A 23,633-nucleotide genomic window follows, 5' to 3' on the forward strand; every position below is an offset into this window, starting at 1 on the left:
TCGCCGGATCAGAGGCCAAATGGCCAGACATCAGGTGCGCCGTGGGGCGTTTCGCGCCCGATTGGCGTCACTGCGCGGCTTTCCTCAAACCAGACATAGGCGTCAAACTGGTGGGCAAGCACGGCTTCGAAATAATGGCTGAGAAATTCGGTCTGGGGCCGGTACACAACACCCACTGCGCGTTCCAGCAGCGTCTGGCTCAGGCTTTCTGCCAGCGGCGTCGCGGCATCCTGCCGCCAGTCCAGCAGGCAGCGGGACAGCCCGGTGCACCTGAACTGCGCTTCCCAGCTATCGTCGCGTGCCGGGCGCAGCGGCATGATTTGCACAGCACTGCCCCAATCAGATGCAGCAGCAACCGTGCCGCGATCCGTGCCGAAACCGACCAGCACGGCTTCATCGCCATAGGCAGTGCGGACCAGTTCGCCGATGTTGAATTCGCCGCGCCAGCCCATGGCGGTGGCAGACGCATTGCCAATGTGGGAATTATGCGCCCACACAATGGCGCGCGCGTCAGCCTGATGGGCCATCAGTGACTGAAGGGTTTCAAACATGTGCCGGTCCCGCAAGTTCCAGCTTTCGGCTGCACCGCGGTAGATGGACCGGTAATATTGCTCGGCCGCGCGCACGATGCGGGCATTGCGTTCGGCGCTGAAAAATTCTTCCGGCTCCTCGCCAATCCATTCCATCCGGCGCGCCAGCAAATCGCGCAATTGCGCAACCACGGCGTCCTCGCAACCTGCCAGTCCGGCGCGTTCAGCGGCGTGGCCATAACGCTGGGGCTCGTCCTGCCACGGGGTCAGGCAGCCATAGCGCTGGCGGGCGAGCCGCGCCGCGCGCGGATCATGCCGGTCAAGATAGCTGGTCACCGCATGGATTGATTCCCCCAGCGAATATACGTCCAGCCCGCGCAGGCTGGCCCGCCGGTTTTCGGGCAACGCCGCATTATGGCCCCGCAGCCAGTCTATGAAGCCGAGCATTTCCTGGTTGCGCCACATCCAGCTGGGAAATCGGGCAAAGGCTTCGCCCAGCATGGGCCGCGGGCCGGTGTGGTGGACGTAATCATTCAGTCGCGCAATATCGGGCCAGTCGCCTTCTACCGCGATGATGGTGAAGCCGAATTTCTCGATCAGATGGCGCGAAATGGCCGCCCGCGCCGCGTAAAATTCGTGTGTACCATGGGTGGCTTCGCCCAGCAGCACGATGCGCGCATCCCCGAAACGGGCAAACATATCGCCAAATTCGGGATGATCGGGACTGGGCAGACCTTCTGCATGGGCGGCAATTCGCCCTGCAATGTCGATTTTTCCAGCGAGGGACGGATGATACACCGTCATGCCAGGGGGCCTTTCGCAGATCATGCCAAACCCTTGATGACGGGGCTGACGGGAAGGGGGGAGCGGCCTTTAGAAAGCACATCGTTCCAACCCCGGCATATACGTAAATTTCCGCGTGAACCGGGCGCCTGATGGGCGGGCTTCCGTGACTCTACATACAGCAGCGGCGCGCACAGTTGGTTAGGTTGCGAGTCGCATTATGAACAAGGAAACCGCGAAATGCTTCACGCCCTTATAATCGAACAAAATGCCGTAGTGGGCTGCGAATTGTCCAAACGACTGGTCGAGCTGGGCTTTGATTCCATCGACCATGCATGGACCGAGGAAGACGCGGTCAAAATCGCTGCCAAACGTCCGCCTGACCTGGTGCTGGTGGGCGACAAGATCGAAGCAGGAAACGGCATATCGGCCGCCCGCAGGATTTGCGAACAGCGCGAAGTGCCGGTCCTGCTGGTAACCGCAGATTCGCTACAGGCGAAGAAACGGCTGGCCGAAGGCGCAATCCTGCAAGGCCCATTCGTCCTCAGCAAATTGCCCGAAGCAATCTCCTGCGCCCGAACGCCTGCCCAATTCGCCTGACGGCGCCGGCTCGCAACTATGGTTCGGGGCGGAATTCAAGGGATGGCGGAGACGGAGGGATTCGAACCCTCGATAGGATTACTCCTATGGTTCCTTAGCAGGGAACTGGTTTCAGCCACTCACCCACGTCTCCGAACACTTACGGCTGTGGGGCGGGCCTATAACGAGGCGATTTACCTGCGGCAAGCCATGCTGGACCAAAGGTGCAAAATTAAGCTGTGCGAGCCATGTTCATTGTCGCAAAAACCCGCATATGCGAGGAGCCTGGACCGTGGCGCGGTGCTTGCGGACTCGTTTCATCGCAAATTGGATTCGGTTCGTCGCCGGTTCATTGCTGCTTAAGCGGCAAAGGCTTCTGAATGGCCCTGTTGCGTCCGTTACGGACCTGGAGGGATTATGAACAGCGCCATCACGATCGGGCAGACCATCTGCAAGACCATCGCCAGAAGCGGAATTGCGCTGGTGGCTGCCGCTGCTTTTGCGGCATCTCCGCTATCTGCCCAGCAAATCGAGACTTTTGACCCTGATACAGCGATTGATGCTGATTTGCAGGAAGCCCCCGGCGACACGCAAAGTTATGAATACGTCGCGCCCAACCAGGCCGCTGCCCAGAATTCGCAGGACATCGCGCCGGAATGGGCGGACCCGGTTGTCACATCGTCCGATCCGTCCGTGGCGGCCGGCCAGGCATCATCAGACCCGGCAGTTGCCGCAGCGCAAGGCGGCACATACGCCAAGGATGATCTGATCGGTGCTGCTGAAGGGGTGTTTGGCAAGGGCGCCGAAGGGCTTGCCCGCATGATCGAGGGATGGCTGGAAAAGCAGGGTGAGCCCAATGCCTATATCGTCGGGCGCGAAGCGGGGGGCGCGTTCATTTTTGGCGCGCGCTATGGTTCGGGCACGATGTATCACAAGGTCGAAGGCGAACGCCCGGTTTACTGGACTGGCCCGTCGGTCGGTTTTGATGCCGGCGCCAATGCCAGCAACACATTCGTGCTGGTGTACAACCTGTATGACAGCGAGGAATTGTTCACCCGCTTTCCTGCCGGTGAAGGCCAGGCCTATGTTATTGGCGGACTTACGGCGAGCTATCTTCGCAAAGGCAATGTCGTCCTGATACCCATCAGAGTGGGCGCTGGGCTTCGGCTTGGGGTGAATGCCGGATATATGCGGTTTTCGAAGAAGCAGCGCTGGTTGCCCTTCTAAGTCGCAGCGGAAAAGCGCAGCTATGCCGGGGCCAATAAACCGGCAGAGCAAATTAGGTTGCGAGGCGGCCCGTGCCTCGGCATGGGTGGCGCATGATTCTTGACACTCTTCCACAACAATCGCCCGATGCGCTGCTTGCGCTGATCAAGATGTATGCCGCTGACGAGCGGGCTGACAAGATCGATCTCGGGGTCGGCGTCTATCGGACGGATGACGGCGCGACGCCGGTTTTTGCCGCGATCAAGGCGGCGGAGACGAAGCTGGTCAACGAACAGGATAGCAAAAGCTATCTTGGCCCTGAAGGGGACACCGGCTTTGTCGACGCGCTGATGCCGTATATCTTCGGCGCCAGCGCGCCAGTAAGTGACCGTATCGAAGGGATGCAGACACCCGGCGGCACGGGCGCTGTGCGTCTGGCGGTTGCCGTGGCGCGCAAGGCAGGCGTTGAGCGGGTGCATCTGGGCACGCCAAGCTGGCCCAACCATGCACAGATCCTGTCCGACATCCCCATCAATGCTGTGTTTTTCGATCATGCCACGGATGATGGCAGGGCAAATATCGACCAGCTTCTCGGCGTGATCGCTGCAGCGGGCAAGGGCGATGCCGTGCTGCTGCACGGATGTTGCCACAACCCTACCGGCATCGATTATTCGAATGCTGAATGGGATGCGATTGCCGATGCGTTTTCGCGCAGCGAAGCCTTGCCGATCCTGGATCTTGCCTATCAGGGGCTGGGCAGCGGGCTGGAGAAAGATGCCTATGGCCTGCGCCGTGTCCTTGGCGCGGTGCCCGAGGCGTTGATCGCCTATAGCTGCGACAAGAATTTCGGCCTGTATCGTGACCGGGTTGGCGCGCTGTATGTGATGGCTGAAAATGCAGCGCAGCTTGGCCCGATCATGTCCAATCTGAATGCGCTGGCGCGGGCCAGCTGGTCCATGCCACCTGACCATGGTGCAGCAGCAGTGCGGCTGGTGCTGCGCGATGAAAAGCTGACGCAGATGTGGCTGGACGAACTGGCATCCATGCGCGCGCGCATTGCCGATGTGCGCGCCCAGATGGCCGCAGCAGGCCAGATTGGTAAGCTGGATCTGACGGCGCTGGCGCGCCAGCATGGCCTGTTTTCCATGCTTGACCTGACGAAGGAACAGATTGACCGGCTGCGGTCTGACCATGGGGTTTACATGGCCGGGTCCGGCCGGATCAACGTGGCCGGCCTGCACAGCGGAAATATCGCCAATTTCGTCAATGCGCTGAAAGATGTGGCTGGTTAATGGGGCCAGTTAAGGGGGCTGGCTGGTCGCCCAAGTTGGAAAAGTCGGCTGAACGTCAGCCGCGTAGCGATTGCATCCGCTGGAGATAGCGGGCCATCGTATCAATCTCCAGATTGACGGCGGACCCTTTCACAAGGGTACCCAAGGTGGTGACTTGTGCTGTGTGCGGAATGATGTTGAGCGTGAAATGCACCGCCCCGTCCGGCTGGTCTTCCACTGTATTTACCGTCAGTGACGCGCCATCCACGGTGATGGAGCCTTTGGCAGCAATATAGGGCGCAAGGTCTGCCGGCGCGCTGATGACCAGCCGGGTCGAATCGCCAATGGCAGATGTTTCGACAACGCTGCCAACTGCATCGACATGGCCAGTTACGATATGCCCGCCCAGTTCATCGCCCATGCGCAGGGCTGCTTCCAGATTGAGCGTACGGCCTTCTTCCCACATGCCCGGAACGGTGCAGGATATGGTTTCGCCAGAAATATCCACGGCAAACCACGCATCGCCAGGCTGGCCGCCACGTTCCACCACCGTCAGGCATACGCCCGAACAGGCGATGGACGCGCCGATCGCCATTTTGGCAGGGTCGAAGGGACAGGCGATGCGCGCGCGCAGATCGCCTTTTTGCTCGGCGCTTTCGATGGAACCGAGCGCGGTGATTATTCCGGTGAACATGGTGTGCGCTCATAGGCCTCGAACAGGTCGCTGCCAAGTTCCCGCCGATCAGCCAGTTTCCACCGGCCATGGGCCTGGCGAAGATCGGTCAGCCCGATGTCGGTCAGCGCAGGCTTGCCGCCGCCTATCAGGATGGGCGCGCGGTAAAGATGAATCAGGTCCACCAGATCAGCCTTGAGGAACGCCGCAGCCGTCTGCGCGCCGCCTTCGAGATACAGATATTGCACACCTGCCAATTGCGCGATCTGTTGGGGGGCGGAAACTGTCGCTACATCGCCGCAATTCCCGGACCGGGTCAGCACAATGCGGTTCGGGCTGCGGCTTTCCAGCCCTGCCAGCCTGACGCCGAGGTGCGGCTTGTCGCTGCGCCAGGTGTTGCCGCCCACCAATATGGCATCGGCCTGTGCGCGCTGTGCATGGACATGGGCGCGTGCCACATCGCCTGTGATCCACCGGCTCTGGCCATCGGCCAGCGCAATGCAACCATCCAGCGACAGCGCCAATTTCAAGGTCACATGCGGGCGGTTATTACGCTTTACCATCTGATAGCCTGCAAGGCTGGCATCAGCAGGCGCGCTCGCCACCCGCCGCGTTTCGATGCCTGCTGCCGCAATGCGCACAGCGCCAGTGCCGCAGGTGCGCGGATCGGGGTCTTCCACTGCGTAAACCAGCGTTTTAACCTGTGCCGCCACGATCAGATCTGCACAGGACGGGCCGCGCACAGACACATGAGCGCATGGTTCAAGCGTGCAATATAGAGTTGCGCCTGCCGCATTGCTGCCTGCCTGTTCCAGCGCAACGGCTTCGGCATGGGGCCTGCCGCCCGCCATGGTCCAGCCGCGCCCCACCACGATATTGTCTTTAACGATGATGGCGCCCACGCCCGGATTGGGCCTGCTTAATGGCCGCGCCCGCTGCGCCAGCCGGGCTGCTGCTGCCAGCCAGTCGGCATCACTCCGCAGGTGTTGCAACCGGCTCTTCCAGCAATCCTGCGCGGCGGCGAATTTCCATTTTGCGGGCATTTTCGGCAGCCAATTCGTTGGCCCGTTCCCTGGCCGCCTCGCGCTCGATAGTCTCTACATCCATGCCCGAAGCGCGGCCAAGTGTGCGGTATAGTTCGCGTTTGGCTTCTTCGTTTTCTTCCACCAGAACTGCAATGGCATCCTGCGTTTTCTGGTTTTCCAAATTGCTGGCGATAATTTCTTCATCGGTCCGGTTGTCGGCAAAACTGGTGATGTAGGTGACATTGGGCCGGGCGGGCGGGCCAATCATGGTTTCACCCATGATCTGGTACATGATGGTGAAGGTGATCAGCATCGACACGCCCAATATCGGCCAGCGATAGGGCGTGGGTTTGCGGAATTCACTGATGAAATCGGAAAAACCGCCGACCGGATTGATTTTGTCGATAATACCCATGGGCCGATAAATAGCGACTGGAACCGGGTTTCGCCAGTGCTGCCCGCGCCAGGCGAGAAATTTCAGGCAATTTTGTGCCGGATCAGTCGTAACTGACCTGGATCGGCACGCGTCCGCGCAAATTACCGCCCACCGCAATGGCCTGGCTGGTGAACAGGGTGCCGGTGAAATGGAACACCAGCGTCCCTGATGTATCAAGCATGGGCAGGGCGGAAAGATCGGTCACGAAGTCTCGCAATTCCGCTTCTCCGCCCGCCGGATCGCGCATGATGATGCTGGCCGGAAAATCCACCCGGACTGGCCTGAGGGGGCTGCCCTGAATGACTGCGCGGCCCTGCACGGACATGCCGCCCAGATCATCAAGGTTGCCAATAATTGTTTTGCTGCCGGTCTGCAGGTCGATCAGCACACTGCCAATGCCATCACCGATTTTGACCAGCCGGCCAAAATTGATGTCGCTTTGCACCGTCAGGGCAATCTGGTTGCTGCCGCCATTGCCGCCGCCGACGCCATTATTGCCATTGCCGTTACCACCAGCGCCGTTCCCGTTGCCATTGCCCGGCGTGAGGGGCGGGCTGGTGACCGGGCCATTATTGGGCCTGCCGCCGCCATCGCCATTGGGCGGCAGATTGGTGTCGCAGAACCGGCATTTGCCCTGCGCTGCGGCCGGTTGGGCCGGCAGCAACAGGAGCATCATAGCCACAAGCAGGATCGAGGCGAACCTATACATCAGCCCGCTATGCCAAATCAGGGTTAACGAAGGGTAAGTATTACCCCTGATGCCAGTTCAATCCTAGCCGAACACGGCGTAAAGGCTGCGCCCTTCGCGCTTGAGCCATTGGTTGGCACTGGCCAGATCACCATCGAAAATGCGGTCAAGCACTGCGTGGAATTGCGGGCCGTGGTCGAAATGCAGCAGATGCGCCACTTCATGCGCGACCACTGAACGGCGCACAGCCGCAGGTGCCTGCACCAGCCGCCAGTTGATCCGCACTGTGCCGCTGGTGGAACAACTGCCCCAGCGCCGCTGCGCGCGGGACAGGCGCAGATCAGGCGTGGCAACATTGGCCGCCCGGCAATAATGTTCCAGATCAGTCGCCATCAGGCGCAAGGCTTCGCTTTCCAGCCATCGTTGCAGGCGCGGGCCCACGCTTTCACCCGGACCGCCGATGCTGACCATATCGCCATCCAGGACAGGTTTGCGCGGCGCGGCGCTGGACCAGACGATGTCGAGGGGGCGGCCACAATAGTGCAACGTGCCGCCCGGGGCTGCGGGTCTGGCGGTGGGCAATGCTTCAATCTGGCGGGCCAGCCAGTCAGCCCGGCTGTTGGCAAAGGCGATGGCATCAGCCGTCTGCCCCCAGCGCGGCAGCGTAACGCGCGCTTCGCTGCCATCGGGCGCGATCCGCAGCACCACCCGTTTGGCAGTGGGGTGACGTTTTATCGCAATCGGCAGGGTTATATCGCCCAGCTGCACGCTGGGTTGCTGCTGTTCGCGGCGCAGCCAGCCAATCATGGCGTTTCCCATTCCACGATGTGATGTTCCAGCGGCCCTGCCACCAACTCGCTCACCACGCGCCCGGCAACAGATACGCCCGCATGCATCACGGATTCGCGATTACCTGAAATGAGGTAATGCCAGTCGCGCAGGGGTTTTCCTTCATGCCGCAGCCGGTAGGCGCAGCTTTCCGGCAACCACGGCACTTCGCCGACAATCTTGATGGTCAAGCGCATGCAATCCGGCACGAACGCCTTGCGATTGCGATAGTCGCTGCATTGCGCGGTGCGGGTGTCCAGCAATTTGCACGCGACATTGGTATGTTCGACCTGACCTGTATCCGGGTCTTCGATCTTGTGAAGGCAGCAGCGCCCGCACCCGTCGCACAGGGCTTCCCATTCCGCGCGATTGAGGTCTGCCAGCGGCAATTCCCAGAATGTGTCACGCAAACCGTTCATCGGACCCATTTTTCCAGCTCGGCTGCCACAGCTTCCGGGCCAAGGTCGGTCGGCAGGGTGGCAATCGGCTTGCCATCGGGGCCAAACAGATAGGTGATGTTGGAATGATCCATCAGGTAATTGCCGCTATCGGGCGTTTCACCCTTGGAATAGAACACCCGGAACGCATCCGCCGCAGATTTGACCTGGGTCGGTGTTCCGGTCAGCCCGATCAGCCGGGGATGGAAATTGCCGATGAATTCCGCGACCACTGCCGGCGTGTCGCGTTCAGGATCAATTGTGATGAAAACCGGCTGGATGCTGGCGCCGCGATCCGGATAGGCTTTTTCAAAATCCGCCAGACCACGCGACATTCGCTGCACATCGGTCGGGCAGACATCCGGGCAATAGGCATAGCCGAAATAGACAATCGCATATTTTCCCCTGAAATCCGCCCAGCGCACCGCTTTGCCTGCTGTATCGACCAGTTCGAACGGGCCGCCGATGGACGCGCCGAACAAGGGCGCTTCTTCAGGCTTGGGGGAAGCTGCCGGGCCGCACGCAGCAAGGCCAAGGCACAAGGATGCGATCAACGCAGAGACGGATCGCTTGATGGCGTGGTGGAAGGTGTGGGGCATAGCGTGGCGGTTCATGCTCTGCTAACCGTTGGTGAGCAAGAGGCGACTCTGCCCCTGTAGACATTATTTTGGAGAGGGAACAATGGCGAGAGCCGTTTTCCGAAGTGCAATTCTGGCGGTGACGCTGGCCGCTGGCATATCGGGTGCCCCGTTGGCAGCGCAGATGTTTTCTGATGGCTATCAGTTCCTGAAATCCGTGAAGGACCGCGAGGGTGATGCTGTCACCAATGCGTTGAACGAAACCAATTCCGCCATCATCAATACGCGGGACAAGGTCTCTGGCGAAACCGCGGTCCACATTGTGACCCAGCGGCGCGATGCCTTGTGGATCCGCTTTCTCACCAGCCGCGGCGCAAACCCCAACATCGCTGACAAGGACGGGGTGACGCCGCTGATGATTGCAGTGAACCTGGGTTTCTTCGAAGGGGTGGAAGCCCTGCTGGAAGCAGGCGCAATGGTTGATGTGACCAACAGCACCGGCGAAACGCCGCTTATTTCGGCAGTTCACCGGCGCGAAATTCCGATGATCCGTTTGCTGCTGGCAAAGGGCGCAAACCCTGACCGGAGCGATAATTCAGGCCGCTCCGCACGCAATTATGCCGCGCTGCAAACAGCCGGATCGCGGATTCTGGCCGAATTCGAACAGGCCGACAAGGACCGCAAACAGGTCAGCACTGGCCCATCCTACGGACCAAGCCGTTAGATGGCCGATCAGCCACATTCCATGGCGGATATGACGCTGGATGAATTGCGCCTCACTCTGGCGCCGATGGTGGCATCTGCGTCGATTTTCGACGGGTGGAGCGATGCGGCGGTGCGCTCTGCCGCGCAGCAGGGCGGTGTCGATGCTGACGTTGCCCTGCTGGCCTATCCCGACGGGGCGATGGACATGATTTCCGCCTGGATCGAAACGATTGATCTGGCAATGGCCGATGCCTTGCCTGCCAGCACAATGGCTGCCATGCCCATCCGCGAGCGGATCCGCAGCCTCGTCCAGTTCAGGCTGGACGCGGTGGCAGGCCTGGAAGAAGCGTTGCGCCGCGCGCTGGCGATTATGGCCATGCCGCAAAATGCGCCGCGCGCGCTCAAGACTGGGTGGCACAGTGCGGATGTCATGTGGCGTCTGGCAGGCGATGTCGCGACCGATTACAACCATTATACCAAACGCACGATACTCGCCGGCATCTACGGCGCGACGCTGGCGGTATTTGTGGATGATGACAGCGCCGGAAAATCCGCGACGCGCAGTTTTCTTGACCGGCGCATCGACGGAGTGATGAAATTCGAAAAGGCCAAGGCGAAATGGCTGAATTCGGACCGGGAAACCTTCAGCGTAATACGGTTTCTGGGCCGCCTGCGCTATCCCGCACGCTAGGCCGCCGCCACAAACTTGGCGTTACGTCTATTGAGAATTAGTTGCAATTGCGCCTGCGGTCTGGCAGCGGGCTGATCATGAAACTCGATGCCCTGGAACGCGGTAGACGCGCCACGATCACCTCGGTCGACTGGGATGCGATTGCGCCCGACGAAGGCAAGCGCTTGCGGGCGCTGGGGCTGGATGAAGGCGCGCGAACCGCAATTGCCCACAGGGGTGTGTTCGGCGGGCGTGACCCGATTGCGGTGATGGTTGGCCGGATGACCATTGCCATCCGCCGTGTTCACGCCGCTGCCATGGTGGTGGAACCGGCATGAACGCCCCGCGCAAGGCCGCGCTTGTCGGCAACCCCAATGCCGGCAAAAGCGCCCTGTTCAACGCGCTGACCGGCGCGCGGCAGAAAATCGCCAATTATCCCGGCGTCACGGTGGAGCGTAAAGCGGGCCGTCTGGTGCTGGGCAGCGGCGAAGAAATCGAACTGATCGATCTTCCCGGCTCCTATTCTTTTGATGCGACCAGCCCTGACGAAGAAGTGACCCGGGCGCTGGTGCATGGCGAATTTCAGGGTGAAAGCGCGCCTGATGTGATGGTGCTGGTGCTGGATGCCGCCAATCTGGAACAGCATCTGGTCTTTGCGCAGGAAGTGATCGAACTGGGGCGGCCTACGGTGGTCGCGCTCAACATGGTTGATCTGGCACAGCGCGACGGGCTGACGCTGGACCCTGATGCCCTGTCGCAGGCGCTGGGTGTGCCCGTAGTTCCCACCGTGGCCGTGCGGCGCAAGGGGCTGGCAGAACTGACTGCTGCCATCGCCAGCGCCGAAGCCGATGCAATGGCGGATGATATGGCGCACCCGCGCCCGCATCTGACCTTGCCCGAACGCCGCCTGGCTGCGCGCAACATTGCCAAGGCAGCCATTCTTTCGCAAAGCACAACGCGCCGCCTTCATGCGGGACTGGACCGCATCCTGCTGCATCCATGGCTTGGCCCGCCCATTCTTTTTGCGCTGCTGTTTGTCATATTTCAGGCGGTTTTTGCCTGGGCCACGCCATTTGCAGATGGTCTGGAAGCGCTGGCAGGGTTGTTGGCAGGACTGGTGAACACCGCCGTTCCTGCCGGTATCTTCAGGGATTTTCTGACCGAAGGGGTCATTGCCGGGGTGGGCGGCGTAGTGGTTTTCCTGCCGCAGATCGTGATCCTGTTTGCCTTTATCCTGATGATGGAAGCGACCGGATACATGGCGCGCGCTGCCTTTATCATGGACCGGATGATGGCCAGCGTCGGGCTGTCAGGCCGCAGTTTCATTCCGCTTCTGTCCAGTTTTGCCTGCGCCATTCCCGGCATCATGGCCACCCGCAGCATTGCTGACCCCAAGGACCGGCTGACCACCATCCTGATTGCCCCGCTGATGACCTGTTCCGCCCGCCTGCCGGTCTATGGCGTGGTGATTGCAGCGGTCATTCCCAACATCAAGGTGTGGGGGGCTATCGGCTTGCAGGGGCTGGTGCTGTTTGCGCTGTATGTCGCAGGGATCGTCGGCGCGATGGTGGTGGCACTGGTGTTGCGCCGGTCTGTGACGGCGGGGCGTGCCAGCGGTTTCATCATGGAATTGCCGCGCTATCAATTGCCGCGCCTGCGCGACCTGGCAATTGGCCTGTGGCAACGTGCGTGGGTGTTCCTGCGCCGGGCAGGTACGATCATTTTTGCAGCCACCGTTGTTTTGTGGGTGCTGCTGACTTTCCCTCAGGCAGAACCGGGCGAAAGCCAGCTTGATGTCTCTGTCGCGGGCAAGATTGCGACAGCCATGCACGTTGCCTTTGAACCGATCGGGTTCAATCGCGAAATGACGCTGGCGCTGGTGCCGGCAATGGCGGCGCGCGAAGTGGCCGTGGCATCGCTTGCGACCACTTATGCAGTCGACACCGAAGACGAAGCGCAGACAGAACAGGCGCTGCGGGAACAGATCGCCTCCCGCTGGAGCCTGCCGACCGCGCTCGCTTTTCTGGCATGGTTCGTTTTTGCGCCGCAGTGCCTGTCGACGATTGCCGTGGCACGGCGCGAAACAAATGGCTGGAAATGGCCGGTCTTCATGTTGGCCTATCTGTTCGCCCTGGCCTATGTTTTTGCCGGCATCACATTCTGGGCAGCAACTGCGCTGGGGCTTTAGCTGTGTTCAAAGCAAAAAAAGCGCGTCGCGCGCCTAGCCCGCTCGATGCTGATTGGCTAACCCTGCTGGCAACAGATTCGTAAGGACATTGGATAATGGCAGGTAGTCTCAACAAGGTAATGCTGATCGGCAATCTGGGGGCTGATCCCGAAATCCGCAGCTTCCAGAATGGCGGCAAGGTGTGCAACCTGCGCATCGCGACTTCCGAACAGTGGAAAGACAAAACCTCTGGCGAGCGGCAGGAACGCACGGAATGGCACACGGTCGCCATTTTCTCCGAAGGTCTGGTGAATGTCGCTGAACGTTTTCTGCGGAAAGGTAGCAAGGTCTATGTCGAAGGCCAGTTGCAGACCCGTAAATGGCAGGACCAGCAGGGCGCTGACCGTTATTCCACCGAAGTGGTGCTGCGCGGTTTCAACGGCACGCTGACCATGCTGGACGGTCCCGGCGGCGGTCAGGGCGGCGGGCAAGGTGGCGGCCAGGGCGGTTCTCAGGGCGGAAGCAGTAACTGGAACCAGGGCGGCGGCAGCAGCGGCGGTTCTGGCGGTGGCGGGGGTTCAGGCGGCTCCGGCGGTTGGAACCAGGGCGGCGGCAATGGCGGCGGCGGTGGTTCTGGCGGCAGTTCTGGCGGCGGCGCCAATTACGACGATCTGGATGACGACATCCCATTCTGATCGCCACCGGTCTGCCGCTCAGGCCGGGTTTTACCTATTTCTTCAAAGCGGCTAGTGCCGCAAACGGGCCGGCGGCGGTCTCATCGAGCAAGCCGGCCTTTTTGCGTGTCTGTTCGGCGCCAGGGCCGCAGGCGAATGGATCTATCGCAAGGCCCAGGCTCTGCGCCACAGCCTCGCCCAGATCAAAACTGTCACCGGAATAATAGATTTCGTCGCAATCGTCCGCATCCAGCTCCACCTCGTCATCGGCCGGGGCTGCTGTTTCAGAGACGAAGCGCAAGGTGATTTTTTCATCGATACTGGCAGGCAAATCTTCGCCTGACACAGCGCATTGCTGAACGATATCGGCACGCAAGCGGCCTTCCGCAGTCACGATATTGCCATTGACCGTCAGGGCCACTTCCGCAGTCAGAAATTTCACTTCGTTGATCAGGAAACGCTGGGCCAGCGCCGCGCGCTCGGCGGCATTGGCGTCAAGCACGCGGGGTGCCTGCATGATTTGCCGCACCTTCACGATGTGGGTGAATTCGCCCTGTGTCATCGCACAATCTCCGCTGCCAGCAGGCTTTGCGCCGGGATGGTCTCCAATTGGCGGGCCAGTTCGCGCAGCCTCGATGCCAGCGCAGCCGGTGTCGCCCCGTCGGCAAGAGAGATATTGCGGACAATGGCATTTTCAAGCGCCGCACCACCTTCTGCAAATGCTTCCCTGAAAGCGCCCAGCCTGCCGCCCATGGCGCTGACCATGCGGCCCATATGTTTGCCCAGCGCAGGATCGCCAATGCCCTGTTCGCGCAGCTGGCCGTCCATATCATCAACAAACAGTTCAGTAAGCCGCACTGACGGTGTGACCAGCGCCTCGTCCTGTTCCATCCGCAGCAGCAGCACCGAAAGCACGGTGGTAATCATGTCATACCGCCCCTCGATCGTATCAGGCACGCCGCAGTCGAGATACCATTCAGGCTCCCGCGCAATGCGGACGGTGCGGTGCCACAGGGGGCGCAAGGCATCCTTGGGGTCGGGCTGGGTGCCCAGCAGGCGAGAAAGAAATGACATGATGCTCGTTTTTTTTCCGTAAATTGATCTGGCGGCACGCTTGTTAATTGGCAATTCAACCCGCCGGCGGCAGGCCTATGCCCGAAGATCTGCAACAAGCCAGCGATTCGCGTTACAGCCTCAGGCCAAGGTTGGCTTCGAGGCGGGGTGGGCTTCAAGGCAGGGACAGCGCCATGCCCTTGTGGCTTGGTTCCGATATAGATACAGGGCCGATATATATACAGGTTCGATATAGTGACAGCTTCGGCAAAACAAAGCGCCGATCTGTTGCCGCGGGCCGCAGCATTTTTGAAAAAGGTTGTTTCAGATGAAGGCAGGTAAGGCATTCGGGGCAGGGTTGGTGCTGACAATGGCGCTGGCTGCGGGCGGTTGCTCGTCCATCCGTGAAAGCCGCGGCTATATCGTCGACCAGTCGCTGGTTAACGCTGTGCAACCCGGCATCGATAACCGCCAGTCGGTGGAAGGCACGCTTGGCCGGCCAAGTTTCGTCAGCCAGTATGGCACGCCCACATGGTATTACATTTCCAGCACCACGGGCCGTAAGCCTTTTGTCAGCCCGCGGATCGAATCGCATTCGGTTCTGGCCGTTCAGTTTGACGCGTCAGGCAATGTGGTTTCGGCAGAGCGCAGCGGCGTAAACAAGGTTGCGTTCCTTTCGCCCGATGGCGACCAGACCCCGACATTGGGCCGCGAACGCGGGTTCTTTGAAGATCTGTTCGGCAATATCGGCCAGGTTGGCGCGCCAGGTGCAGGCCCGGGTGCAGGCGGTCCGGGGCGCTAAGGCGTCTTGATCGCGCAAACCTCGTCCCCATATCGCCCGGATGGACGATAGCAGACAGGCACACGGGCTGGTGCAATGGCACGGCACAACCATCATTGGCGTGAAAAAGGGCGGCAAGACGGTCATCGCCGGGGACGGACAAGTCTCCATGGGCAATACCGTCATGAAACCCAATGCGCGCAAGGTGCGGCGGATTGGTGAAGGCGGCACGGTGATTGCCGGGTTCGCCGGTGCGACAGCCGATGCCTTCACCCTGTTCGAACGGCTGGAGAAAAAGCTGGAACAGCACCGCGGGCAATTGATGCGCGCGGCGGTGGAAATGGCCAAGGATTGGCGCACCGACAAATATCTCCGCAATCTGGAAGCACTGATGATCGTGGCTGATCGCGAGGTCATGCTGGTGCTGACCGGTAATGGCGATGTGCTGGAACCCGAAGGCGGCGTTGCGGCAATCGGTTCTGGCGGCAATTATGCGCTATCTGCTGCCCGCGCGCTCGATTCCTATGAAGATGATGCGGAAAAAATCGCCCGCGCTGCCATGGCAGTGGCGGCAGAAGTCTGCGTCTTCACCAATGACCGCGTGACGGTCGAAACCATCTGATCCTCATTTTCTGGCCAGAAACATCATGACTGATACCCTTACCCCCAAGGCGATTGTCGCCGCGCTGGACGAACATATCATTGGCCAGAAAGATGCCAAACGCGCTGTGGCTGTGGCCTTGCGCAACCGCTGGCGCAGGCAGCGTCTGGGCAGTGATTTGCGCGATGAAGTTACGCCCAAGAACATCCTGATGATCGGGCCCACCGGCTGCGGCAAGACCGAAATCAGCCGTCGGCTGGCCAAGCTGGCCGATGCGCCATTCGTCAAGATCGAAGCGACCAAATTCACTGAAGTGGGCTATGTGGGCCGCGATGTGGAGCAGATCGCCCGCGACCTGGTGGAAGATGCCATCCGGCTGGAAAAAGACAGCCGCCGCGAAGCCGTGCGCGAAGCGGCGTCAAAGGCGGCGATGGACCGTTTGCTGGTTGCCCTGGTGGGTGAAAACGCCTCCGAAGCAACGCGCGAGAGTTTTCGTGAGCGGATCGTGCAGAACGCCATGAATGACGTGGAAGTGGAAATCGAAGTGCAGGATACGCCCTCTGCGCCGATGGAAATTCCCGGCATGGGCGGCGGCATGGGCATGATCGATCTGAGCGACATGATGGGCAAGGCGTTCGGCAAGGCCAATACCAAGCGCCGCAAGCTGACCGTGCCGCAAGCATGGGACAAGCTGGTCGACGAAGAATCCGAAAAGCGCATGGATCAGGACGATGTAGCCCGCGTGGCGCTGCATAATGCTGAAACCAATGGCATCGTGTTCCTCGATGAAATTGACAAGATTGCCGTCAGCGATGTGCGCGGCGGGTCGGTCAGCCGTGAAGGCGTGCAGCGCGATTTGCTGCCGCTTATCGAAGGTACCACGGTGGCGACCAAATATGGCCCGATGAAAACGGACCATGTGCTGTTCATCGCCAGCGGTGCTTTCCATGTGGCAAAACCATCGGACATGCTGCCTGAATTGCAGGGCCGTCTGCCCATCAGGGTCGAACTGCGCGCCCTGACTGAAGAAGATTTCGTCCGCATCTTGAGCGAAACACGCGCCAATCTGGTGTCCCAGTACAAGGCGCTGATCGGTACAGAGGACGTCACGCTTGATATCACGACAGATGCCATTGCCGAAGTTGCCCGCATGGCCGCGCAAGTGAACGAAAGCGTCGAGAATATCGGTGCCCGCCGGTTGCAGACCGTAATGGAAAAACTGCTGGAAGACCTCAGCTTCGAGGCGGAAGATCTGAAGGGCCAGACGGTTACAGTGGATGCCGACTATGTGCGTGAGCGGCTGGCGGATCTGGCCGGAAATACAGATTTGAGCAAATATATCCTGTGATGGCGTATATCCTGTAATGGCGAAAGCGGTCAGCGACAGCGCGCAGATGATTGCGCGCATGGCACCAGTGCTGGACTCGCAGGATTACTGTTTCTGTCACGTGGCGGATGATCATAAATTCCACGCAGCATCGGTTCTCGCCACATTCCGCGAAGAAGAGGGCCTGACACTGGTGCTGCCTTTGGCGCAGGCGCAGGCAGCCGGATTAGCTGGCCCAGCCTTTCGGCGGATCACACTGCAGGTCCATTCTGCGCTGGAAGGCGTGGGGTTGACTGCCGCTGTTGCCGGCGCGCTGGCCGAGGGCGGTATCGCGTGCAATGTCGTGGCTGCGTTTTACCACGATCATATTTTCGTGCCTTCGGCACAGGCCCGTGATGCGTTGTCAATTCTGCAAAGATTGTCTGCTGCGGCACGCCGCTGAGGCAGTGACGGACCGGTTTTGCGGCTTGACGTTCGTCGATACGCATCAGGCGTTGGTCTGACAAAACCCGCGAAATCATTGAAATGTCATGGCCTGCTTGGTTTATCTGCTCCTGACTGAAATTCAGGAGGGGTCCATCATGTTTCGTACAATTCTCGCCTCAGGCGCCACAGTGCTGGCATTGACCGCGTCCATGCCGCTGGCGGCACAGGACGCAAAAACATCAGGCGCGCTGACCGCGCCAGAAATTTCCTATGAGGAATGGACACTGGCCAACGGGCTGCGCGTCATTGCGCTTCCCGATGCCAGCACCAGCACGGTGACGACCTCCATGTGGTATGATGTCGGTTCCAAACATGATCCCGAAGGCCGGTCGGGCTTTGCCCATCTGTTTGAACATATTCTCAGCCGCAAGACCGAAAATATGCCCTATAACATGATCAACCGTCTGACCGAGGATGTCGGCGGGCAGCGCAATGCCTCCACCGGGGATGACCGCACGAATTATTACGAAACCGTGCCTGCCGAATATCTGGAAACCATGCTGTGGACCCATGCCGAACGCATGGCGCGCCCGGTGGTCGATGAAGAAGTGTTCGAAAAGGAACGCTCCATCGTGAAGGAAGAATTGCGCCAGCGCATTCTTGCGCCGCCCTATGGCCGGCTGCGGATGGTATTTACCGAAAATGGCTATGACATCCTGCCCAACCGCCGCCCCGGCATTGGCAATATCGACGAACTCGATGCCGCCACGCTGGATGATGCCCGCGCATTTCATCAAGCCTATTACGGCCCCGATACGGCGACGATGATTGTGGCTGGCAATTTCGAAACCGCAAAATTGCGCGCCATGATCGACCAGTATTTTGCCGCCATCCCGCGCCGTTCGAATGCCATTCCGCTGGAAATAACCGCACGCGAAGCCACCCGTACGCAGCCCCGCAGCGTGGTGGCCACTGCCCCCAATGTTCCGCTGCCTGTGGTCGGCTATATGTGGCAGCTGCCCGGTCAGGCAGACCCTGACATTGCCGCGCTGAGCGTGCTGGATGCGATCATGTCCAATGGCCAGAACAGCAGACTTTACCAGGCGCTGGTTCGCACCGGCAAGGCGGTGCAGGCGCAGCAAGGGGTAAACACCAATGAAGATGGCGGATTTTTTGTAAGCTTCGCCATTTTGAATGCGGATGCCGACATGGATGAGGTTTCGGGCCTGCTGGCTGCTGAAATCGAGAAGATCCGCACCACTCCGGTGACGGCTGCGGAATTGAGTGAGGCGAAGAACGAATGGGTTTCGGCAACCTTGCGCCGCCGCGAAACCGCGCAGGGCAGGGCATTTGAACTGGGCGAAGCGCTGGTTTCCACTGGCGATCCCAAATCAGCAGACCGGCTGCTGGCCAACATCAGCAAGGTGACTGCCGCGGATGTAATGCGCGTGGCGAAGAAATGGCTCGACCCGAGGGGCCAGGTGGCGCTGCGCTATGTTGCTGGCGAAGCGAACCCGGCAAGTTATGCCAACCCTGTTCCGATGCCCACATTCCGCACTGTGCCTGCCGCCACTGGCGAACCGGCTGAACTGAATGCTGAAACGGTCCGGCAAGCCCCGCCTGCGCCGGGCACGATCCCGGCAGTAAGTCGGGCACCATTGATCCAAAGCGAGCTGGATAATGGCATCACGCTGGTCAGCACGCAGACAAGCGATGTTCCGCTGGCCACCATAACCGTGGTGCTGCCGGGCGGAACCAGCGCTGACCCGCGCGGCAAGGCGGGCCTTGCGTCGCTGGTGGCGGGTCTTGCTGATCAGGGAACCGCCACGCGCAGCGCGCAGCAGATTGCCCAGACACTGGAAAGCCTGGGGGCATCACTGTCGGCACAGGCAGGTTCCGATGGCGCTTTCGTCAGCCTGACAGCGCCGGTTGGCAATCTGGATGCGGCAGGCGCGGTGTTGTCAGACGTTGTGCGTAATGCAGTCTATCCGCAAGCGGATCTGGATCGGGAACGCAAACGCGCGATCGACGGTCTGCAGGTTTCCATGAAGGACCCCGGCGGCCTTGCCAGCATGATCGCTGCGCCGGTGATGTTCGGCACAGCGCCCTATGGCGGTGTTGCCACGACCGAAAGCCTGACAGCCATCACGCGTGATGATCTGGCCCGTTTCAGGCAGACATGGTGGCATCCTGCAGCAGCGCAAATAGTCATCAGCGGCGGCATTTCGGCTGACCGGGCCAAATCTGTGGCCAATGCGCTGTTCGGCAATTGGAAATCTGACCAGCCTGCACCGACCCGTGTTGCCGATCCGTCAGGGCCAGCGCCTGCGCCGCGCACCCTGGTGATCGATATGCCGGAAGCGGGGCAGGCCATGGTGCTGGCAGGTGTCAGGGCAGTGTCGCGCAGCAGCGATGATTATTACCCGCTGCTGCTGGCCAACACGGTGCTGGGATCAGGTTCCAATGGCCGCCTGTTTGAAGAAGTGCGAACGAAGCGCGGTCTCAGCTATGGTTCGTACAGTTCCTTTGCCGGGTCGGCGGGGGATGCCGTTCTGACAGCCAGCGCGCAGACCAAGAATGAAACTGCTGACGAAGTGGCGCAGGTTATTCTGGACCAGTTCGCCGCATTGGCCGCAGCGCCCATGGTCAATGACGATCTGCAGAAAAGGCGCTTGTTCCTGGGTGGCAGCTACGCCCGCGCGCTGGAAACCAGCGCCGGTTTCAACGGGATAACGGCGGGCCTGCTGCAACAGGGCCTGTCGCCTGACGAAGCATCGCGGTTGGAAGAACGGTTGCTGGCAGTTTCACCCGAGATGACACTGGATGTGGCCGCGCGAATTGTCCGCCCGGAAGCGGCCACGTTGATCGTGGTGGGCAATGCCGCTGAATTCATCGACGATCTGCGCAAGTTGCGCCCTGATCTGGAAGTGATTGCAGCGGCCGACCTTGATCTCAACAGCGAGACTTTGAAGAAACTGGCGGACTAAACGCAAAGCCTGGCGGATGCCGGGAGAGAACAGGGGCCGACGCTGGTCCTGATGCTGGCCAATCCTGCCATCATTGGGCAAGAACAGCTTCGGCCCCTGTTTCTGTTCTGGTTTCGGTTTGCTGGCGCAGCCACATCTCCGCATACAGGCCATCGCGTTCCAGCAGGGCGGCATGGCTGCCCAGTTCGGCCACCCGGCCTTCGTTCAACACCAGAATCTGGTCGGCGTCGGCAATGGTGGACAGGCGATGGGCGATGGACAGGCTGGTGCGGTTTTCCGAAACCTGATGCAAAGTCATCAGAATGTCCTGCTCGGTGCGGGAATCCAGCGCGCTGGTCGCTTCGTCCAGCACCAGTATCGGCGGATTTTTCACCAGCGTGCGGGCAATGGCCACGCGCTGCTTTTCCCCGCCGGACAGTTTCAGCCCGCGTTCGCCCACTTCGGTGTCAAACCCCTTGGGCAGTTTTTCGATGAAGGGCAGGATGGATGCGCCGCGCGCCGCGCTGACAATGTCAGCCTCGTCAGCGCCTTCGCGGCCATAGGCGATGTTATAGCCCACCGTATCATTGAACAGCACACTGTCCTGCGGGACAATGCCGATGGCAGCACGCACGCTGTCCTGGGTGACTTCGGAAATATCCTGCCCGTCAATCAGGATGCGGCCTGACCATGGATCGTAAAAGCGGAACATCAACCGCGCGATGGTGGATTTGCCCGCGCCTGACGGCCCGACCAGCGCAATATGCCCGCCTGCGGGGACATGGAAGGACAGGCCATGAAGGATGGTGCGGTCCGGCTCATAACCAAACACCACATTATCAAACGTGATGTTAGGCTGGCGAATGGCAAGCGCGGGCGCGCCGGGCTTGTCCTGCACTTCCACTTCGCTATCCATCAGGCCGAACATGGCGGCCATATCGATAAGTCCCTGGCGAATGGTGCGATAGACCCAGCCCAGCATATCAAGCGGACGGAACAATTGCGTGAGATAGGTCTGAACGGCCACCAGATCGCCCACGCTAAGCCGGCCCTTGCTCCATTCCCATACGGTGAAAGCCAGCGCGGCCACCATCAGCAAATTCATGACCAGCGCCTGGACGATGTTGAGAAGGGCGAGTGAATTTTCGCTCTTTATCGCAGCCTTTGCATAGGCGCCGGTGGATTTGGCGTAGCGTTCCTGTTCCCGGTGTTCGGCGCCGAAATATTTGACCGTTTCGTAATTCAGCAGGGAATCGACTGCGCGCGACAGGGCCGTGCCGTCCAGATCATTCATTTCAGCGCGCAATTTGGTGCGCCATTCGGTGATCCAGCGGGTCAGCGAGATATAGACGACCACGGTGATGGCTGTGGCAATCACCAGCTCGATGCCGAACATGGTGTAGAAAATCAGCGCGACCGCGATCAGTTCGATAATGGTAGGCGCGATGTTGAACAGCAGGAAATACAGCATCGAATCGATGCTTTTGGTGCCGCGTTCAATCGTCTTGGTAACTTCGCCCGTGCGGCGCGAAAGGTGAAAGCGCAGGGACAGGCGGTGCAGGCGGGCAAACACATCTTCCGCCAGTTTGCGCGTCGCATCCTGCCCCACGCGTTCAAATACGATATTGCGTATATTATCGAACAACGTGCTGGAAAACCGGCCGACGCAATAGGCAATGACGAAAGTCAGCGCCACTATCATGGCCGGATTGCCGTCCAGCGCCATGGTATCCACCACGCGCTTCAGCGCCAGCGGGGTCAGCAGGACGATGCCCTTGGCCATCAGCACAACGACCATGGCCACCACGATCCGCATCCGCAGGTCAGGCCGGTCGGCTGGCCACAGATAGGGCAGGAACCGGCGCAGCGTTTTCCAGCTGTCGTGGTTTACAGGGGGCGGGGTGGGGAAATCAGGTGGCATGGGGCACACATCTGGTGCCGAAAGGTGGTGAGCGCAATGGCCTGACCAAACTCTAAGAGTGTGCTGCCCAGCCAAATCGGAATTTTACATTTTGCCGGTCCGCAACCTCCCGGTACGGTAATTCCTGCTGAGCCCGTTCTGAAATCCGGCCTCTCTTGGCAGGTCAAACAGCACCTTGCGCGAGGCAAAATCGATCGCAACACGGTCAAACATCCGCAAATTGCCCATTCCCAGGATGAGCGCAGGTTTGCGGGTCAGTTCCAGCACATCGAAGGCCGGGCTGTCGGTAAATGTGATCGGCACATTATTAAGCTGCATCCCGTCAATCCTGAGCACCCGGGCGATGTCCTGCGACCCGGTCATGATGGCCCCGTTCACATCGGTTGCACTGGTCAGGTCACTGGTGCTGGCGCGCAGCTTGCGGCTGAGCGCCATATTGCCCACGCTGTTTTGTGCGCCCGTATCGATGATGACAGCGGCCCGCACCCCGTCGATGACGGCATCAGTGATAATCAGCCGACCCAGTTTGCGCCGCGCGCGCACGACGATTTCATAGCCGCGATCACCGCTGGCTTCGCTCGCCTGATCCACCGCAATGGTATCCTGCCTGAAATCAATCAGCACTCGCATGTCCTGCAGGCTATCCAGACCCAGAATTCCGTCGGCCCCCACATGGCGCGCTTCCAGCAGGGGGGCAGAGATATTGTCAAACACCCGCTCTGCAAATTCCAGACCGTCCAGCGCCACCAGTTGCACCGGCACGCGGCTGGCCATGCCCACCACTGTGGCAACGCCCACGGGTTGCAATTGCAATTTGTCGCTCAGGCCGCGGGTCACAACTGTGGCCTGCGATCCGGTATCGATCATGAAGCGGAACGGCCCCTGTCCGCCGATCGTAACTGGCACCGTCATTCGCTGGTATCGGTCTTCCTCGCCGCTCACTATCTCTGCCGCAGTGCTGGCGGCAGTGAGTTCCGGTGCGGCCATCTGGCCCGCGGGCAGCGCCATCGACGCAGTTCCGGCAGCAGCAGCCAGCACGGCGTTCATGAACAGGGTGAGGGGCATAGAAGCTCTCCGGCGCTGCGCTATGGTGGCGCAGCATCCAAGCATGATATCATGTCTGGTGCCCGCTCGCCAAATTACCATGCCGAGCGACCAGTGCGCCATGCTCAGGCAGGGGAGGGCGCTATTTTCCGCTGGCGCAGCATGGCCCATGTTTCCAGCAGCATACCGCGCCAGAACAGCCACAGCACCGCTGTATAAGTCATGGCCCCCAAAGGCACGATTGCCAGCAGGCTGATTTGCGGC

Annotated in this window: 26 protein-coding genes and 1 tRNA gene (1 of these 27 cut by a window edge); 13 read left to right on the plus strand and 14 right to left on the minus strand. The window is 60.3% G+C overall.

The window, feature by feature from the left end:
* Nucleotides 1-8: 8 nt before the first annotated feature.
* Nucleotides 9-1,334: an erythromycin esterase family protein gene (locus tag GRI44_RS00370; protein ID WP_160599348.1), complete on the minus strand. Its 1,326-nt coding sequence runs from the start codon at nucleotides 1,332-1,334 to the stop codon at nucleotides 9-11.
* Between the two features lie 219 nt (nucleotides 1,335-1,553).
* On the opposite strand from GRI44_RS00370, the gene GRI44_RS00375 reads away from it, so the two are divergent.
* Nucleotides 1,554-1,913: a response regulator gene (locus GRI44_RS00375; RefSeq protein ID WP_160599349.1), complete on the plus strand. Its 360-nt coding sequence runs from the start codon at nucleotides 1,554-1,556 to the stop codon at nucleotides 1,911-1,913.
* Nucleotides 1,914-1,956: 43 nt separating this feature from the next.
* On the opposite strand, the gene GRI44_RS00380 is transcribed toward GRI44_RS00375, so the two are convergent.
* A tRNA-Ser gene (locus tag GRI44_RS00380) sits at nucleotides 1,957-2,046 on the minus strand.
* 263 nt (nucleotides 2,047-2,309) lie between these two features.
* Between GRI44_RS00380 and GRI44_RS00385 the strand changes: the two genes are divergently transcribed.
* Both GRI44_RS00385 and GRI44_RS00390 read left to right on the plus strand, forming a co-directional pair.
* Nucleotides 2,310-3,119 carry a DUF1134 domain-containing protein gene (locus GRI44_RS00385; RefSeq protein ID WP_160599350.1) on the plus strand — a complete coding sequence of 270 codons (810 nt, stop codon included), beginning with the start codon at nucleotides 2,310-2,312 and terminating at the stop codon, nucleotides 3,117-3,119.
* Between the two features lie 95 nt (nucleotides 3,120-3,214).
* Nucleotides 3,215-4,390, plus strand: coding sequence for an amino acid aminotransferase (locus GRI44_RS00390; protein WP_160601109.1), 1,176 nt, complete (start codon nucleotides 3,215-3,217; stop codon nucleotides 4,388-4,390).
* A 55-nt stretch (nucleotides 4,391-4,445) separates the two neighbouring features.
* Here the strand turns inward: GRI44_RS00390 and GRI44_RS00395 are convergent, their stop codons facing one another.
* The 7 genes from GRI44_RS00395 to GRI44_RS00425 form a co-directional block, all read right to left on the minus strand.
* A complete protein-coding gene (locus tag GRI44_RS00395; RefSeq protein ID WP_160599351.1) occupies nucleotides 4,446-5,063 on the minus strand; it encodes a riboflavin synthase in 618 nt (205 codons plus the stop codon).
* Nucleotides 5,048-6,025 (minus strand): bifunctional diaminohydroxyphosphoribosylaminopyrimidine deaminase/5-amino-6-(5-phosphoribosylamino)uracil reductase RibD, encoded by a 978-nt coding sequence (gene ribD / locus GRI44_RS00400; protein ID WP_408609191.1) that lies wholly within the window; start codon nucleotides 6,023-6,025, stop codon nucleotides 5,048-5,050. Before ribD ends, GRI44_RS00395 begins: the two co-directional genes overlap by 16 nt.
* Nucleotides 6,015-6,482: a hypothetical protein gene (locus tag GRI44_RS00405; protein ID WP_160599353.1), complete on the minus strand. Its 468-nt coding sequence runs from the start codon at nucleotides 6,480-6,482 to the stop codon at nucleotides 6,015-6,017. The genes ribD and GRI44_RS00405 overlap by 11 nt, the downstream gene beginning before the upstream one ends.
* A gap of 82 nt (nucleotides 6,483-6,564) precedes the next feature.
* Entirely contained in the window at nucleotides 6,565-7,179 is a 615-nt protein-coding gene (locus GRI44_RS00410; RefSeq protein ID WP_232843019.1) for a DUF4402 domain-containing protein, read from the minus strand.
* Between the two features lie 96 nt (nucleotides 7,180-7,275).
* Nucleotides 7,276-8,010, minus strand: coding sequence for a M48 family metallopeptidase (locus tag GRI44_RS00415; protein ID WP_232842929.1), 735 nt, complete (start codon nucleotides 8,008-8,010; stop codon nucleotides 7,276-7,278).
* On the minus strand, nucleotides 7,995-8,438 hold the full coding sequence (locus GRI44_RS00420; protein ID WP_160599355.1) for a YcgN family cysteine cluster protein: 444 nt from the start codon (nucleotides 8,436-8,438) through the stop codon (nucleotides 7,995-7,997). Before GRI44_RS00420 ends, GRI44_RS00415 begins: the two co-directional genes overlap by 16 nt.
* Nucleotides 8,435-9,070: an SCO family protein gene (locus tag GRI44_RS00425; protein WP_160599356.1), complete on the minus strand. Its 636-nt coding sequence runs from the start codon at nucleotides 9,068-9,070 to the stop codon at nucleotides 8,435-8,437. Before GRI44_RS00425 ends, GRI44_RS00420 begins: the two co-directional genes overlap by 4 nt.
* 67 nt (nucleotides 9,071-9,137) lie before the next feature.
* Here GRI44_RS00425 and GRI44_RS00430 point away from each other — a divergent pair, with 67 nt between their 5' ends.
* The 5 genes from GRI44_RS00430 to ssb all read left to right on the plus strand — a co-directional run bounded on the left by GRI44_RS00430 (nucleotide 9,138) and on the right by ssb (nucleotide 13,271).
* Nucleotides 9,138-9,758: an ankyrin repeat domain-containing protein gene (locus tag GRI44_RS00430; RefSeq protein ID WP_232842930.1), complete on the plus strand. Its 621-nt coding sequence runs from the start codon at nucleotides 9,138-9,140 to the stop codon at nucleotides 9,756-9,758.
* The gene (locus GRI44_RS00435) at nucleotides 9,759-10,430 is read left to right on the plus strand and encodes a COQ9 family protein (RefSeq protein ID WP_160599357.1); all 672 of its coding nucleotides are present in this window, start codon (nucleotides 9,759-9,761) and stop codon (nucleotides 10,428-10,430) included. It abuts the gene before it with no gap.
* A gap of 77 nt (nucleotides 10,431-10,507) precedes the next feature.
* Nucleotides 10,508-10,747 (plus strand): FeoA family protein, encoded by a 240-nt coding sequence (locus GRI44_RS00440; RefSeq protein ID WP_160599358.1) that lies wholly within the window; start codon nucleotides 10,508-10,510, stop codon nucleotides 10,745-10,747.
* A complete protein-coding gene (gene feoB / locus GRI44_RS00445) occupies nucleotides 10,744-12,597 on the plus strand; it encodes a ferrous iron transporter B (protein ID WP_160599359.1) in 1,854 nt (617 codons plus the stop codon). The genes GRI44_RS00440 and feoB overlap by 4 nt, the downstream gene beginning before the upstream one ends.
* 95 nt (nucleotides 12,598-12,692) lie before the next feature.
* Nucleotides 12,693-13,271, plus strand: coding sequence for a single-stranded DNA-binding protein (gene ssb, locus GRI44_RS00450; protein ID WP_160599360.1), 579 nt, complete (start codon nucleotides 12,693-12,695; stop codon nucleotides 13,269-13,271).
* A gap of 34 nt (nucleotides 13,272-13,305) precedes the next feature.
* Here ssb and GRI44_RS00455 read toward each other — a convergent pair whose 3' ends face one another.
* Nucleotides 13,306-13,812 carry a YceD family protein gene (locus GRI44_RS00455; RefSeq protein WP_160599361.1) on the minus strand — a complete coding sequence of 169 codons (507 nt, stop codon included), beginning with the start codon at nucleotides 13,810-13,812 and terminating at the stop codon, nucleotides 13,306-13,308.
* The gene (locus GRI44_RS00460) at nucleotides 13,809-14,324 is read right to left on the minus strand and encodes a ubiquinol-cytochrome C chaperone family protein (RefSeq protein WP_160599362.1); all 516 of its coding nucleotides are present in this window, start codon (nucleotides 14,322-14,324) and stop codon (nucleotides 13,809-13,811) included. Before GRI44_RS00460 ends, GRI44_RS00455 begins: the two co-directional genes overlap by 4 nt.
* A 307-nt stretch (nucleotides 14,325-14,631) precedes the next feature.
* On the opposite strand from GRI44_RS00460, the gene GRI44_RS00465 reads away from it, so the two are divergent.
* From GRI44_RS00465 to GRI44_RS00485, 5 genes are all read left to right on the plus strand, one after another.
* The gene (locus GRI44_RS00465; protein ID WP_160599363.1) at nucleotides 14,632-15,105 is read left to right on the plus strand and encodes an outer membrane protein assembly factor BamE; all 474 of its coding nucleotides are present in this window, start codon (nucleotides 14,632-14,634) and stop codon (nucleotides 15,103-15,105) included.
* Nucleotides 15,106-15,145: 40 nt separating this feature from the next.
* On the plus strand, nucleotides 15,146-15,706 hold the full coding sequence (hslV, locus tag GRI44_RS00470) for an ATP-dependent protease subunit HslV (RefSeq protein ID WP_160599364.1): 561 nt from the start codon (nucleotides 15,146-15,148) through the stop codon (nucleotides 15,704-15,706).
* A gap of 25 nt (nucleotides 15,707-15,731) precedes the next feature.
* Nucleotides 15,732-17,033 carry an ATP-dependent protease ATPase subunit HslU gene (gene hslU / locus GRI44_RS00475; RefSeq protein WP_160599365.1) on the plus strand — a complete coding sequence of 434 codons (1,302 nt, stop codon included), beginning with the start codon at nucleotides 15,732-15,734 and terminating at the stop codon, nucleotides 17,031-17,033.
* Nucleotides 17,034-17,049: 16 nt separating this feature from the next.
* Nucleotides 17,050-17,454: an ACT domain-containing protein gene (locus GRI44_RS00480; RefSeq protein ID WP_160599366.1), complete on the plus strand. Its 405-nt coding sequence runs from the start codon at nucleotides 17,050-17,052 to the stop codon at nucleotides 17,452-17,454.
* 139 nt (nucleotides 17,455-17,593) lie between these two features.
* A complete protein-coding gene (locus GRI44_RS00485; protein WP_160599367.1) occupies nucleotides 17,594-20,425 on the plus strand; it encodes a M16 family metallopeptidase in 2,832 nt (943 codons plus the stop codon).
* A 70-nt stretch (nucleotides 20,426-20,495) separates the two neighbouring features.
* Here GRI44_RS00485 and GRI44_RS00490 read toward each other — a convergent pair whose 3' ends face one another.
* The 3 genes from GRI44_RS00490 to GRI44_RS00500 all read right to left on the minus strand — a co-directional run.
* A complete protein-coding gene (locus tag GRI44_RS00490) occupies nucleotides 20,496-22,325 on the minus strand; it encodes an ABCB family ABC transporter ATP-binding protein/permease (protein ID WP_160599368.1) in 1,830 nt (609 codons plus the stop codon).
* Nucleotides 22,326-22,409: 84 nt separating this feature from the next.
* Entirely contained in the window at nucleotides 22,410-23,390 is a 981-nt protein-coding gene (locus GRI44_RS00495) for a retroviral-like aspartic protease family protein (protein WP_160599369.1), read from the minus strand.
* A gap of 104 nt (nucleotides 23,391-23,494) precedes the next feature.
* Nucleotides 23,495-23,633 carry the 3' end of a lipopolysaccharide biosynthesis protein gene (locus GRI44_RS00500; protein ID WP_232842931.1) on the minus strand. 1,379 nt of this gene lie beyond the right edge of the window, so 139 of the gene's 1,518 nt are visible here — the last part of the coding sequence; its start codon lies off the right edge, out of view; it ends in the stop codon at nucleotides 23,495-23,497.

The organism is Allopontixanthobacter confluentis (assembly GCF_009827615.1).
Classification (GTDB): Bacteria; Pseudomonadota; Alphaproteobacteria; order Sphingomonadales; family Sphingomonadaceae; genus Allopontixanthobacter; species Allopontixanthobacter confluentis.

Excerpts from the sequence above, each read along its gene's own strand:
- GRI44_RS00370 (WP_160599348.1), bottom strand. The coding sequence starts at position 1,334 with ATGACGGTGTATCATCCGTCCCTCGCTGGAAAAATCGACATTGCAGGG.
- GRI44_RS00375 (WP_160599349.1), top strand. The coding sequence starts at position 1,554 with ATGCTTCACGCCCTTATAATCGAACAAAATGCCGTAGTGGGCTGCGAA.
- GRI44_RS00385 (WP_160599350.1), top strand. The coding sequence starts at position 2,310 with ATGAACAGCGCCATCACGATCGGGCAGACCATCTGCAAGACCATCGCC.
- GRI44_RS00395 (WP_160599351.1), bottom strand. The coding sequence starts at position 5,063 with ATGTTCACCGGAATAATCACCGCGCTCGGTTCCATCGAAAGCGCCGAG.
- GRI44_RS00405 (WP_160599353.1), bottom strand. The coding sequence starts at position 6,482 with ATGGGTATTATCGACAAAATCAATCCGGTCGGCGGTTTTTCCGATTTC.
- GRI44_RS00410 (WP_232843019.1), bottom strand. The coding sequence starts at position 7,179 with ATGATGCTCCTGTTGCTGCCGGCCCAACCGGCCGCAGCGCAGGGCAAA.
- GRI44_RS00415 (WP_232842929.1), bottom strand. The coding sequence starts at position 8,010 with ATGGGAAACGCCATGATTGGCTGGCTGCGCCGCGAACAGCAGCAACCC.
- GRI44_RS00420 (WP_160599355.1), bottom strand. The coding sequence starts at position 8,438 with ATGAACGGTTTGCGTGACACATTCTGGGAATTGCCGCTGGCAGACCTC.
- GRI44_RS00425 (WP_160599356.1), bottom strand. The coding sequence starts at position 9,070 with ATGAACCGCCACGCTATGCCCCACACCTTCCACCACGCCATCAAGCGA.
- GRI44_RS00430 (WP_232842930.1), top strand. The coding sequence starts at position 9,138 with ATGGCGAGAGCCGTTTTCCGAAGTGCAATTCTGGCGGTGACGCTGGCC.
- GRI44_RS00435 (WP_160599357.1), top strand. The coding sequence starts at position 9,759 with ATGGCCGATCAGCCACATTCCATGGCGGATATGACGCTGGATGAATTG.
- GRI44_RS00440 (WP_160599358.1), top strand. The coding sequence starts at position 10,508 with ATGAAACTCGATGCCCTGGAACGCGGTAGACGCGCCACGATCACCTCG.
- feoB (WP_160599359.1), top strand. The coding sequence starts at position 10,744 with ATGAACGCCCCGCGCAAGGCCGCGCTTGTCGGCAACCCCAATGCCGGC.
- ssb (WP_160599360.1), top strand. The coding sequence starts at position 12,693 with ATGGCAGGTAGTCTCAACAAGGTAATGCTGATCGGCAATCTGGGGGCT.
- GRI44_RS00455 (WP_160599361.1), bottom strand. The coding sequence starts at position 13,812 with ATGACACAGGGCGAATTCACCCACATCGTGAAGGTGCGGCAAATCATG.
- GRI44_RS00460 (WP_160599362.1), bottom strand. The coding sequence starts at position 14,324 with ATGTCATTTCTTTCTCGCCTGCTGGGCACCCAGCCCGACCCCAAGGAT.
- GRI44_RS00465 (WP_160599363.1), top strand. The coding sequence starts at position 14,632 with ATGAAGGCAGGTAAGGCATTCGGGGCAGGGTTGGTGCTGACAATGGCG.
- hslV (WP_160599364.1), top strand. The coding sequence starts at position 15,146 with ATGGACGATAGCAGACAGGCACACGGGCTGGTGCAATGGCACGGCACA.
- hslU (WP_160599365.1), top strand. The coding sequence starts at position 15,732 with ATGACTGATACCCTTACCCCCAAGGCGATTGTCGCCGCGCTGGACGAA.
- GRI44_RS00480 (WP_160599366.1), top strand. The coding sequence starts at position 17,050 with ATGGCGAAAGCGGTCAGCGACAGCGCGCAGATGATTGCGCGCATGGCA.
- GRI44_RS00485 (WP_160599367.1), top strand. The coding sequence starts at position 17,594 with ATGTTTCGTACAATTCTCGCCTCAGGCGCCACAGTGCTGGCATTGACC.
- GRI44_RS00490 (WP_160599368.1), bottom strand. The coding sequence starts at position 22,325 with ATGCCACCTGATTTCCCCACCCCGCCCCCTGTAAACCACGACAGCTGG.
- GRI44_RS00495 (WP_160599369.1), bottom strand. The coding sequence starts at position 23,390 with ATGCCCCTCACCCTGTTCATGAACGCCGTGCTGGCTGCTGCTGCCGGA.